The organism is Xenorhabdus szentirmaii DSM 16338, from assembly GCF_002632585.1.
GTDB lineage: Bacteria > Pseudomonadota > Gammaproteobacteria > Enterobacterales > Enterobacteriaceae > Xenorhabdus > Xenorhabdus szentirmaii.
Map to the genome: position 1 here is coordinate 1889025 of NZ_NIBV01000001.1, position 12016 is coordinate 1901040.

Below are 12016 nucleotides of genomic sequence, written 5' to 3' on the forward strand. Positions count from 1 at the left end.
GTGATTAATGGGATTCATTGTTTTTTTTATACTCAAACGTGCCATCCCATTCAGGAAGAGGAGCTGGCGGCAGGGGAACGATTTTGTCGATATCGGGGAAGCGGGCTTCGGGATTGTAACGGAGTTCTTCTCTAATAAGGCGATAACGACGGACTCGTTCGGGATCTTTGGGGAGTGCCAGATAGTCGTCGAGATTTTGAGGACTTGGGTTCTGAAAAGAGTCAATCAGCTGTAGTACAGAGATATCATAACCATTTTTTACCGCCTCTTGGAAATAATAAGTGGCTTTGGGGTAATTTTTATCCGTATATAAATATTGAACGGCAAGGGCATACCCTGCTTTGGCAAATCCTTGTTCTATAGAACATTTTAACATTTCTGCGCCAATCTCAGGATAATAGGCGGGGTTATCCCGGTCATCGAGGAGTCCACGTGAGGTGAATAAATCACCGATGATATATTGCCCAGCGGGGTTTCCCATATCTGCGGCCTTACGGAAATAGGTCAGGGCTGCGGTTTTGTCCTGTTCGACGGCGTAGCCTCTGTCCAGAAGATAGCCCATTTGGTAATACCCCAAAGGGATATTAAGCTTTATCAGTTTTTCGACAAGTTCTAACACTTCTTGTGGTGGGCGTTTACCTGCTTGTGGGGGAACTTTGCCATAACGAATCAGGTTCTGAAGATTAAACAGTGCCTTATAGTGATCCTTTTCTGCGGCCTGCCGGTACAGGCGGCCGATGGTGGTGTAATCCGGTTTTCCTTTCACTTTTTCCAGCGCCCGTGCCTGCTGAAACCAGATATCGGCTTCGGGATTGAGTGCAGGTAAGGTGTCTTTTTCGTAGACACAGGTAAAATGCAGATTGGCTTCTCGCTCTTGTAAACTTTTTGGCTTCTGGTTCATAAAATAGGCACCTGTACTGAATAACCCTAAACATAAACAAAAGATGAAAAAATAAAGGGGTTTTAGTTTCATCGTTAATCCTGATTCTTTATATCTTCACTTTTGAGTATGTTTATCCGTGAGTGCATTATTTCTGCTCCTGCTGTTTTTTATACTCAAACGTGCCATCCCATTCAGGAAGAGGAGCTGGCGGCAGGGGAACGATTTTGTCGATATCGGGGAAGCGGGCTTCGGGAAAACGGAAACTTTCATCGCTGATGAGATTATATCGGCGAGCTCGTTCGGGATCTTGGGGAAGTGCCAGATAATAGTCGATATTTTGGGGAGTCGGATTCTGAAAAGAACCGACTAACCGCATTGCGGAGATATAATAACCATGTTTTACCGCCTCTTGAAAATAATAAGCGGCTTTAGCGTAATTTTTATCCGTATACAAATGTTGAACGGCAAGGGCGTGGCCTGCTTTGGCAAATCCTTGTTCTATAGAACATTTTAACATTTCTTCACCAATCTCAGGATAATAGGCGGGGTTATCCCGGTCATCGAGGAGTCCGGGTGAGACAAATAAATCACCGATGATATATTGCCCAGCGGGATTTCCCATATCTGCAGCCTTACGGAAATAGGTCAGGGCCGCGGTTTTGTCCTGTTTAACTGCGTAGCCCCTATCAAGAAGATAGCCCATCTGGTAATACCCCAGAGGAATATTGAGCTTTATCAGTTTTTCGACGAGTTCTAATACTTCTTGCGGTGGGTGCATACCCGTCCGTGGGGGAACTTTGCCATAACGAATAAGGTTCTGAAGATTAAACAATGCTTTGTAGTGATCCTTTTCTGCGGCCTGCCGGTACAGGCGGCCGATGGTGGCGTAATCCGGTTTTCCTTTCACTTTCTCCAGCGCCCGTGCCTGCTGAAACCAGATATCGGCTTCGGGATCAAGAGTTGGCAAGGTGTCTTTTTCGTAGACACAGGTAAAATGCAGATTGGCTTCTTGTTCTTGTAAATTCTTTGGTTTTTGGCTCATAAAATAGACACCTATACTGAATAATCCCAAACAAAGAGTGAAGAAATAAATGAGTTTTAGTTTCATCGTTAATCCAGATTCTTAACGTCTTCACTTCTATCGATAAATTCGATAAGAGGTGAGATCGGTTTGTTTTGCTTTTTTTTGCGCTCTTTATTGATACCAATAATCCCTTTCCATCGTTTAAACTCCCTTTCTATTTCATCCTTTGATTCTTCCTCTTCTTTTTGTTCCTGTGATGGCTGTGATTTTTTGTCCATTTCTTTTATCTGAGCATGCAAACCCCATAAATGCCGCCTCATCGGCGGAATAATCTGGGTCACATCCGTATCCTGAAGCACCACTGCCGTTTCACTGTCAAAGGCCATACTGCGCAGGTTGATATTGGCAGAGCCTTGGATCATCAATTGGTCATCGATCATCATCAGCTTGCTGTGGACATAAACCGGTGACCATTTTTTCTCGTGAGAATCCAACGAAACCAAGGTGCAGATCACCGTTTCCAGCCCCGGGACTTTTTCTTCCTCAATTTCGTCTTCGGGGACACCCCGTTGTTTAGCGGTATAAACCGGCATTAAGTCTGCTCTGCCCAGCACTTCCAGCATTCTGAACGTTTGGAAAGATCCGGCGCGGTTGGAAGGGCCTTCAATGTCGTCGGTGGAATTGGTGACAACAAACAGGTAAATCGGTTTTATGGTATCGCCGCCCAGTTCGGTAATCAGCGCATGGCGTTGAGCGGCGACTTGTTTTATCTGATTGGCGATGTCAATCATGCGGAAGTACTGATTTTCAATATAGATATATTTGCGGGCCTGAATAATGCCTTCCATATAGGCTTTAAGAATATCAAATTGATTGTATTCCGGTTGGGTCAGGCAGACTTTGCCGAGAGCGGGGCGCATAGAAAGCCCGTAGAATTTATTTAACCAAGGTAATAATTCAGTATTTTCTAACGAATAATCTTCCCTATTGTTTTTCACTAAACGGCGTAACTCAAAATCATTCCCTTGCTCGCCATGTTTTGTCCAGGCCTTGGCAAAGTTATCATTCATATCGTGCAATATTTCCCCACATACCGCACCGGAAATATCTTGCCAACCCACAGGGCCATCACGCCCCGTGTTATAGCTGGCGAGTGAGGAGGAATGTTGGTCATTATCCCAATAATTGGACAGAAGGTTATGTCCCATCATAAAACCCAACGCCTTTTGGGGATATTCGTAATCAATTAATGCCATTTTTTGATGGTGGGTTGCATACTTCTTTAAAAAAAAAGCGCGCAGAAAACCTTCATCTCGTTTGATGTTATAGGTTGTAAAAAGGGGGTGTGACAGGAGATTCTCCCTGGATGACCATATTACTGGCATATCCCGACTGCGGATATAAATGTTGGGAATTTGACCTTTGCGAACTTTATAGTGCCAAAGTTTATCATAATTGTATTGCCCGTCGGTCTCACAAGCGAGTTTAACACCATTATCAACTAATTCACTGGGGTTAATCACTCCCCCTTTTCCATAAGAAGAGCCTTTTTCCTGTGCTCCCCAACCGGGAAAATTAGGATCTAACTGACCTGTTATGGCAAACCAGATCAGAATCCGTACCTGTACCCCTTGGCGTGCTTTTTCCTCCAACAGTTCACCAAGACAGGTTTTGTTATCGGGTGAGCGTTCAAGATACATGGAGGGCTGAAATCCCCAAGAGATAATTTCGATACTTTCACTCGCATTGCGGATAGCGTTAGCCAGCGCCCTGAATGCCCTTTCACCATTGATAAGGGGTGCATAGCCCAAGCCCGACATAGGATAGTAAGTATTATTGTCGTCAGGTATCCACGGGGAGGTGAATTTAAATCTCTTATACTCGCCCGGGATGACTTCAATCATTTCTGGTGGCTTGTCTTTTGGTATAAACGGGCCAAACACGTTCATATTTCCATAATTACTCATTGGTATTTTCTTTCCTGTTAGTATGGGGAAGGGGAATACCACAGGATTAATCTAAAACATTTCTTTTGAATGATTTTTTCCCGTAGCCATTCATTTGAATGCATTGTTGTTTTCATCTATAAGGACAACTTTATAATTTGCGATATTTTTATAATTATTATTTATTTTTATTATTTTATTTTTATTTATAAATTTTATTATCATTTTGTTTTTATGAGTATTTTTATTTGTTTGGCGATGTTTTTATTTTCTTATTGTTAATATCATTAATTAATAAATATACGTAAATGTGAATAAAAGGGAAGTTATTCAAAATGTGGGGAGGTTATTAATAGTAAAAAAATTGACCAAATTCACATATATCATAAGAAATATTTATTTAAATTATCAAGGGAGTCATAGTCTGATTGACATTTTTTGAACAGTGTGGCTGGCTGGTATGAGACGCTACCCGATGGCAGCGTCATTTATAGTATTGGAAGGCCAGTGTTACTTCAGTTTGGCGAAACTACGCGCAGCGGCATCAACGGTACGCTGAATATCTTCATCCGTATGGGCGATGGACATAAAACCCGCTTCAAACGCGGAAGGTGCCAGATAAACCCCTTCTTCCAGCATCAAATGGAAAAATTGTTTAAAGCGTTCAACATCACACTTCATGACATCCTGATAGCAGGTGACATTTTCTGCATCTGTAAAGAAAATACCGAACATACCGCCAACATGGTTAACAACCAGCGGAATGCCTGCTTCTGATGCCGCATTTTTCAGGCCGGCAGCCAGTTTGTCTGTCAGTTCGCTCAGGCGCTGATGAACACCTGCTTGGGCGACCTCCTTCAGGCAAGCCAGACCCGCCGCCATGGCGATTGGGTTACCGGAGAGCGTACCGGCCTGATAAACCGGACCGGTTGGCGCCAGTTTTTCCATGATGTCCAGACGGCCGCCGAAAGCGCCGACAGGCATTCCGCCACCGATGATTTTGCCAAGGGAAGTCAGGTCTGGCTTAACATCGTAATATTCTTGCGCTCCCCCCAATGCAACACGGAAACCGGTCATCACTTCATCAATGATCAACAAAGCACCGAACTCATCACACAACTTGCGCAGGCCCGGCAGGAATTCTGGCTGTGGTGGAATGCAGTTCATGTTACCGGCGACAGGCTCAACAATGATACAGGCAATTTCTTCGGGGTATTTTTCGAAAGCTTCGCGAACGGAATTCAGGTCATTGTAAATGCAAGTCAGGGTGTGTTTTGCAAAATCAGCAGGAACACCCGGTGAATTAGGCTGGCCGATGGTCAGCGCCCCTGATCCAGCCTTAACCAGCAGGCAATCGGCGTGGCCGTGGTAACAGCCTTCAAATTTAATGATTTTATCGCGTTGGGTATAACCGCGCGCCAGACGAATGGCGCTCATGGTGGCTTCTGTACCGGAATTCACCATGCGAACCATATCCATGGAAGGGACTAATTTTGTCACCAATTTTGCCATTTCCACTTCAGCAGCCGTCGGTGCACCAAAGCTCAGGCCGCGTTCAGCCGCTTCAATGACGGCATTGCGGATGGCGGGATGATTGTGGCCGAGTACCATTGGTCCCCATGAACCGACATAATCGATATAAGCATTGTCATCGACATCATAAAGGTAAGCGCCATTGGCTCGTTGAATAAAAACGGGTGTGCCACCAACACCATTAAAAGCACGTACAGGTGAATTGACTCCGCCGGGGATCACATGTTGCGCCTGAGAATAAAGCGTTTCGGACTGGCTCATTGATAAAAGCTCCTGAAAGATAACGGTACAGAAATGGAAATGCCATTCTAAAGCACCCCGATCGGGAAGCCAAATGATGAGAAGGATTTACATTGTTGCGTTTTGTTGTGTTGTTGCATTCGTGTGGCAAAACTTGAACGAATTAGTCAGGTATTGGATAATCGCCGATAACTGATCAGAAAGCGCAAAATAACCTTTCGAGAATTCTTACCGGAAAACCGGACTGGAGTAAAAATATGAGCGATGATGCTGCACTGCCTTTGCAGTTTACTGAAGCCGCAGCCAATAAAGTCAAAGTACTGGTTGCTGATGAAGATACCCCGAATCTGCGCCTGCGGGTTTATATTACGGGTGGGGGTTGTAGTGGCTTCCAGTATGGTTTCACTTTCGATGATCAGATTAACGAAGGTGATATGACGATTCAGAAGCAAGGGGTTGAGTTGGTGGTTGATCCAATGAGCCTGCAATATCTGGTTGGTGGTTGTGTAGATTACACCGAAGGGTTGGAAGGTTCCCGTTTTGTTGTCACTAACCCGAATGCAAAAACGACCTGCGGCTGTGGTTCTTCTTTCAGTGTCTGATTGAGAATGCGGGTGATAGCAATCAACAACTCTTTTTCAGAAACCCCGTTTTAAATAACGGGGTTTTGTTCTGATCGTCATTCATTTCAATTTTTCTTAATCACCGTAATTTTATCGCTATATAAATTTAATCCCGATTTTTTCGGCTGACTATTTATTATTTCTATCAAAAACGGCTTGTTACAACATAATGTCATCTTAAATGCCATTAATTGAATGCTAATGTATGGTAAGTTCAATATTAAATGTTTCTTATGCATAGTAAATAATCCATTACATTTATAATTTTGGTCTATTATTATAAATGTAAAACATAACAATATTGGTTGTTAAGTGCTCGTGTTTTAGAGCAGCTCTATTTTAGAAGACAGTATTTTAACTTCCAGTGAAAACCACATACAGATATTTAATATAATAATAAGGTGGTCATATCATGGCAAAGAAACATAAAAATATTAAAATACGCAGGGCATCTGATTCAGATGGAAAAATATTGCCAACAGATGAAGATGAGGTATCTCCTTATGCCTATTATCTTATCAAAGATGTTGATGGGAATATACTCAGTATCGATGATAGAGATGATGGGGAAGAGAAATATGCCTATATGGGGTCGGATTCAGAGAAAAATAATTATTCTCAATTTGTTACAATACGGTTGTCGGATGAACATCGCCTGGATAATACCATAGAAATGGTAGGTAAATATAAAGGTAAAAAGTATGAAATGTATGCCTATGACAATACGGTAAGCCTTGAGTCAACAGATTTATACTGGCATTCCCATAATGAAAATATAGCGGACAGCCGAATATCATTCAACATAGACTGCTTTAAAACTGTGAATGGGATAAGACAATATAGGCTAATTTGGCATAATCAAGGCGTTGACTTTTTTTTGTCTAATCCTTCTCCGGGTGAGGGAACACCTTACTTAAAAATACATCAGAAAAAATACACCTTATATACTTTCTATGCTAAATTTGTTGATTCTAAGATTATGAAAGATTTAATACGAAAAATCTGGCCTAAGATGAAAATTAGTTTAGCCTCACTTAGGACTCTGGATAAATTCTACAAGTTGGTTTCAGAAGAGGAAATAAAAGAAATATATAGAGAATCAGGCCTTGTTGATTTCGAATATAGAAAAGAATCCTTTGATTGTGATGATTTTAGTTTTGTATACAAAGCTCAGGTTTCCAAAAAAGCCTATGCAAACAATGAAAAGTACGGGTATGCAATTGGGGTAATATTCGGTTTTTATAAAAAATCAGCACATTCTGTTAATATATTTATTGATCATGAACTCCAAGTTAAATTTATAGAACCACAAACGGGTAGGATAATAGACCCTAAAAACTGGAAATATAAACCCTATTTTGTTTTAATATAAATGTTAAATATAAGAGCCAACATTCCGTACCCTTTTAATGAATAAAATGTTTCAACGTTATGTGGATCTTATATCTGGTTTTAACTCTAGTGATAACCATTCACCATTAGTGCATTGGCTGCTGAAGAATAAGATGCATCATATTCTGATGCAGATTTTCCGCATGATCACATTTCCCATAAGAAACTGTGATCATGCCTCAGTCATGACGAAATCAATTGTGGTTGGCGGGGTTTTTTAAGAATGCTGACTACCAAACCTGACATAATGAAAAGAGCTCCCAATGTCCCTATCCAGTCTAAAGTTTCTCCGATGATGATAAATGCGAGTAGCGTTGAGAATAGAGGCTCACTGGTTTCAGTGATTTGTACGCTGCTGGCTTCGCCTTCTTCCACCGCTTTGGTCGTAAAGTAAAACCCGCCGATGGATGGTAGTAGCACAAGCCCCATTATCATCAATAAAGCGATACCGGAAGGAAATTGCAGCCCTTCATGGATGGCAGGAATGGCAAGATAAATGCTGCCGAAACCGAATAACCAGAGCAGTACTGATATACCACTGCCGATGTTCATGAGTTTTGAGAGAAAGATAAATAATGCATATCCCAGCCCACCCAGTAATGCCAGTACAATGCCTGTATAACTGCCGGAAGTTTGCCCCGCAAAATTAAACAGGCAGTAGACGCCAATGAGAATTAGCCCGAACGATAGACATTTATTGATCCCCATTCTCTCGCCCAAAAATAGTGAGGAGAGGATGAGCGTAATGCCACCTGAGGCATAAACCAAAAAAGAAACCAGCGGGATTGGGGCTTCTTTAAATGCCCAAGTTTCGAAGAAATAGAGGCAAAAGATCCCAAAGAACGCAAGTATGGCAAATTGCAGACTTTTATGCCGTAAAGCAAAGACGGTTTTCCGCTCAGAAGGTTTTACCATGCAATATGCCATCAGGATCAGAAAAGCAATAAAACATTTCCAGAATGCGACCTGATGGTGGCTAAAGCCGGCATTAAGGCCAAAGTGAGTCAACACACCAAGTGTACCGTTCAATGCAGCGGCGGTGAGGGCATAAAATTCAGCCCTCCGGTAAAAAGCTTTACTCATTATTGATATATTCCTTTTACGGTGATTTGGCTTACTGTAAAGTCTTGCAATATAGCAGGGTGATAATTCGAGGGTGAGTTCGAAAACGTTATTTAACCAATGCTAATCCATTTTCCCCACGAATGAGTTGTGATCTTATACTCTTTTTTCGGAAGTACCTTCATAAAATTCGATGTTTTTTCTGACTATTTTGGTGAACTCACAGACCCTTGTTTGTCTGCCAAAGTCAGTTGCCTTTAGTTTGATAATGTGAAAAAACTGGCTATTGTTCATCTGGTGTAGGAAAAGTATGCAGGTACTTTTCATTCGTTGGCTGAAGACCCATCAACATTAGCGGCAATTGAACACGATGAGGCTGTTTCGGCGTATGTTTCGGCATATGTTTCGGTATATTAAATATAAGGAGAAGGCGTGAGTAAGCTATATCAGGGGATGAGTCAGGAAGAGTTTGATGGCGGTTATTTTTATGCTACAGAACTTAAAGCGTTTGCTAAAACGTTAGGTATTACTGTGGGTAATCTGAAAAAAAATGAGCTTGAACTGCACATTAAAGCACATTTATTTGGCTATTCTGGTGAACTTCCCGTTGCTGTTCCTAACCGAAAGAATAGCGCTGCACGTGATTTACTCACGCTGGATACCCTTGTGGTTAACTATGTCAGTGATAAAAAGACCAAATCGTTTCTATTGGCTGCGGTTGAGCAACAGTTTGGCCCATTGGCAGATAAATCCGGTCAGTGGTACTGGCTTAATCACTGGCGCAAGCAATGTATTGGCGAGGGAAAAACGATTACTTATGGCGATTTGGTTGCCCATCTGGCCAGCCTGAAAAAAAAGCCGGGGCGGCTGCCGCAAATCCCATCAGCCAGAATGAATAACTTTATTAGTGATTACTTATCTGACAGTGAAAATCAAGGAAGTGGTAAGAATGAGGCTTTAAAGGCATGGTATGAGTTGAAAGAGAGTGCTTTGCCCAAAACTTATCAGGCTTATAAAAATGCGCAGGCTTTATTAGCGAAATAAAGGTGATAATAAGATGAAAATTGTTGATTGTCCGGTCCTATCTTTAATAGGGATATCTACGCGTACGAAAAACGCTGATGAAATGGATGCAGCGACAGCCAAAATTATGCCACTTTGGCAGCATTTCTATCAGGATATTTATCCTGATCAGTTGTCAGGCAACGTTGTCTATGGCGTCTATTCTAATTACGAATCTGATGCAAGCGGGCAGTTTGACGTCATTGCCGCAGTAGAAGCAAAAGAGCATGAAGGTGACAATGTTCAGGAAAGGGCTTCGTTTGATAGAGTCGAGCTGGCAGCAGGCCGGTATATCATTTTTTCTGGCTTGATGGGGGAGGGCAATCCTGTTTTCCAACTCTGGCAGCAGGTGTGGCACTATTTTGAACAAGCTGACTGCCTATATCAGCGTAGTTGGAAGACGGATTATGAAGTCTTTCATCAAGATGGAAAAATAGAGCTATTTATAGGGATTGAGTACTGACTAAGTAACTAAGTATTAGCACTCATTCCGAATTCTTGTCCAATTCAGTTTATTATCAGTTTCAGGGAGTTTGGCGCTGAGAGTTTTCAGGTATTGGGCAAGAAATGAATATTGATGTTCTTGCCCTGAATCTTTTTCTTTTATTTTCTTTATCTTTTTATTTTATTGAGCTTGTTTAATTGAGAGCATAATTCTTCAGCGGCCAAAATAATTCTTGGCCCTGCGCGACTAAACCAATCATCATTCAGGGCAATCACATTGATATTCATTTGTGGTCGCCAGAAATCGATAATTTGTTGTTTTTGTTCTTCTGTTCCGCCTATCACAATTAATTCTGGTTTTCGGGTAAGGACTTGTTCACGGTTAACCTGTGGCCATGGAACGGGGCTGTCAGAGAAAATATTTTTTCCTCCGCAGACAGAGACAATTTCACTTTGGATAGAATGCTTGGATGAAGTAAAAATGGGATTTGTGCCAAACTGTAAAAATATCTGTTTGGGCGTCCGGTTAGCATTATTCTTTTTTAATGTATCGAATTTATTACGAATATCTGCTGCCGCTTTCTTGGCGACATCAGGATGCGGGCTATACTCAGCAAGGCGATCCAGTTCTGCTGCAACATCTTCTACTTGTTTTACATCAGAATAAAAAATCGGAATTCCCAAAGAGGCCAGTTGGTCCAGCGGACGTTGGGGGTTGCCGCCACGCCATGCCAGAATCAGATCGGGTTTCAGGGCAATAATTCTTTCTACATTAATGCCTTGCCAGTCCGCTACTTGTTCTAGCTTTTTAGCGGCTTCGGGGTAATCGGAGTAAGCACTGACTGCAATAAGTTGATCGCCAAGACCTGATGCATAAGCAAGTTCTGTTGTGGAGGGGGCGAGGCTGATGACACGGGAAGCAGCAGCATGAAGTGGAGCACTGAAACTATACAGGAGAAACAAAAAAGTCAGCCAAATAGTTCGATAAGGGGAAATTCTTAAAAATGATTTCATTATTAATGCTCCACTTTCAATGGGTGATTTATTGTTTACTGAGTTCAGTCAGCATGGCATTGACCATCCGGGTGGACTCACGAGCGGCGACAACCAAAAATTCATCAAAACTGAGGTGGGATTCTTGATCAGCAACGTCAGAGATAGCACGGACAACCACAAACGGGATTTTGTATTGATGACAAACGTGTCCAATGGCAGCGGCTTCCATTTCAACCGCGGCAACGGTCGGGAATGTAGCCCGAATGCGTGCCAGTGGTTCGGCGCCGTTAATAAAGGCATCACCACTGCAAATCAGGCCACGGACGGCATTCAGTTCCAGGGATTGAATGCATTTTTCTGTCAGGGTGATTAATGTTTCATCAGCAATAAAAGCTGGCGGGCACTGGGCCATTTGTCCGGCTTCATAGCCAAAGGCGGTAAGATCAGCATCGTGATAGCGAACTTCTTCGGAAACAATGATATCCCCGACGTTCAGTTTAGGATCAAGGCCACCTGCCGAACCGGTATTAATGACGATATCTGGCTGGCAATGTTCAAGCAGCAAAGTCGTTCCGAGTGCAGCAGAAACTTTACCAATACCTGATTTCAGCAAGGCGATCTCAACGCCATGCAATTTGCCGGTATAGATTTCACAGCCGCCCCGTGACAGTGTTTGCAGACCTTCAATTTGGTCACGCAGTAACGTCACTTCTTGCTCCATTGCACCTATTACGCCTACTTTCATTGTGTCATACTCACTTGTTATTAATGGGTTGGATTAATCGGGAAGTGTATCACTGAATAGTCACAT

At 42.4% G+C, this 12016-nt stretch carries 11 protein-coding genes; 4 read left to right on the top strand and 7 right to left on the bottom strand.

Features of this window, described 5'->3' with window-relative positions:
• Window positions 1–4: 4 nt before the first annotated feature.
• The 4 genes from Xsze_RS08580 to hemL all read right to left on the bottom strand — a co-directional run bounded on the left by Xsze_RS08580 (window position 5) and on the right by hemL (window position 5647).
• Window positions 5–901 (bottom strand): SEL1-like repeat protein, encoded by an 897-nt coding sequence (locus Xsze_RS08580; protein WP_038242084.1) that lies wholly within the window; start codon window positions 899–901, stop codon window positions 5–7.
• Between the two features lie 127 nt (window positions 902–1028).
• A complete protein-coding gene (locus tag Xsze_RS08585; protein ID WP_038242037.1) occupies window positions 1029–1925 on the bottom strand; it encodes an SEL1-like repeat protein in 897 nt (298 codons plus the stop codon).
• A 68-nt stretch (window positions 1926–1993) separates the two neighbouring features.
• Complete coding sequence (locus Xsze_RS08590) at window positions 1994–3874, bottom strand: phospholipase D-like domain-containing protein (protein WP_038242035.1); 1881 nt, start codon at window positions 3872–3874, stop codon at window positions 1994–1996.
• A gap of 489 nt (window positions 3875–4363) precedes the next feature.
• The gene (hemL, locus tag Xsze_RS08600) at window positions 4364–5647 is read right to left on the bottom strand and encodes a glutamate-1-semialdehyde 2,1-aminomutase (protein ID WP_038242031.1); all 1284 of its coding nucleotides are present in this window, start codon (window positions 5645–5647) and stop codon (window positions 4364–4366) included.
• 236 nt (window positions 5648–5883) lie between these two features.
• On the opposite strand from hemL, the gene erpA reads away from it, so the two are divergent.
• Together erpA and Xsze_RS08610 are read left to right on the top strand one after the other, a co-directional pair.
• Window positions 5884–6228, top strand: coding sequence for an iron-sulfur cluster insertion protein ErpA (gene erpA, locus Xsze_RS08605; RefSeq protein ID WP_038242028.1), 345 nt, complete (start codon window positions 5884–5886; stop codon window positions 6226–6228).
• Between the two features lie 433 nt (window positions 6229–6661).
• Complete coding sequence (locus Xsze_RS08610) at window positions 6662–7621, top strand: lectin MOA-related protein (RefSeq protein ID WP_051462637.1); 960 nt, start codon at window positions 6662–6664, stop codon at window positions 7619–7621.
• Between the two features lie 203 nt (window positions 7622–7824).
• Here Xsze_RS08610 and Xsze_RS08615 read toward each other — a convergent pair whose 3' ends face one another.
• Window positions 7825–8724 carry a DMT family transporter gene (locus tag Xsze_RS08615; RefSeq protein WP_038242025.1) on the bottom strand — a complete coding sequence of 300 codons (900 nt, stop codon included), beginning with the start codon at window positions 8722–8724 and terminating at the stop codon, window positions 7825–7827.
• Between the two features lie 411 nt (window positions 8725–9135).
• On the opposite strand from Xsze_RS08615, the gene Xsze_RS08620 reads away from it, so the two are divergent.
• Together Xsze_RS08620 and Xsze_RS08625 are read left to right on the top strand one after the other, a co-directional pair.
• Entirely contained in the window at window positions 9136–9747 is a 612-nt protein-coding gene (locus Xsze_RS08620) for a hypothetical protein (RefSeq protein ID WP_038242023.1), read from the top strand.
• A gap of 13 nt (window positions 9748–9760) precedes the next feature.
• A complete protein-coding gene (locus Xsze_RS08625) occupies window positions 9761–10228 on the top strand; it encodes a GyrI-like domain-containing protein (protein ID WP_038242020.1) in 468 nt (155 codons plus the stop codon).
• 149 nt (window positions 10229–10377) lie between these two features.
• Here the strand turns inward: Xsze_RS08625 and btuF are convergent, their stop codons facing one another.
• On the bottom strand, window positions 10378–11223 hold the full coding sequence (btuF, locus tag Xsze_RS08630; RefSeq protein ID WP_084616396.1) for a vitamin B12 ABC transporter substrate-binding protein BtuF: 846 nt from the start codon (window positions 11221–11223) through the stop codon (window positions 10378–10380).
• A 28-nt stretch (window positions 11224–11251) separates the two neighbouring features.
• Window positions 11252–11950: a 5'-methylthioadenosine/S-adenosylhomocysteine nucleosidase gene (gene mtnN, locus Xsze_RS08635; protein WP_038242016.1), complete on the bottom strand. Its 699-nt coding sequence runs from the start codon at window positions 11948–11950 to the stop codon at window positions 11252–11254.
• Window positions 11951–12016 lie beyond the last annotated feature (66 nt).

Coding starts and splice junctions, on each gene's coding strand:
- Xsze_RS08580 (WP_038242084.1), bottom strand. CDS start 901: ATGAACCAGAAGCCAAAAAGTTTACAAGAGCGAGAAGCCAATCTGCAT.
- Xsze_RS08585 (WP_038242037.1), bottom strand. CDS start 1,925: ATGAGCCAAAAACCAAAGAATTTACAAGAACAAGAAGCCAATCTGCAT.
- Xsze_RS08590 (WP_038242035.1), bottom strand. CDS start 3,874: ATGAGTAATTATGGAAATATGAACGTGTTTGGCCCGTTTATACCAAAA.
- hemL (WP_038242031.1), bottom strand. CDS start 5,647: ATGAGCCAGTCCGAAACGCTTTATTCTCAGGCGCAACATGTGATCCCC.
- erpA (WP_038242028.1), top strand. CDS start 5,884: ATGAGCGATGATGCTGCACTGCCTTTGCAGTTTACTGAAGCCGCAGCC.
- Xsze_RS08610 (WP_051462637.1), top strand. CDS start 6,662: ATGGCAAAGAAACATAAAAATATTAAAATACGCAGGGCATCTGATTCA.
- Xsze_RS08615 (WP_038242025.1), bottom strand. CDS start 8,724: ATGAGTAAAGCTTTTTACCGGAGGGCTGAATTTTATGCCCTCACCGCC.
- Xsze_RS08625 (WP_038242020.1), top strand. CDS start 9,761: ATGAAAATTGTTGATTGTCCGGTCCTATCTTTAATAGGGATATCTACG.
- btuF (WP_084616396.1), bottom strand. CDS start 11,223: ATGAAATCATTTTTAAGAATTTCCCCTTATCGAACTATTTGGCTGACT.
- mtnN (WP_038242016.1), bottom strand. CDS start 11,950: ATGAAAGTAGGCGTAATAGGTGCAATGGAGCAAGAAGTGACGTTACTG.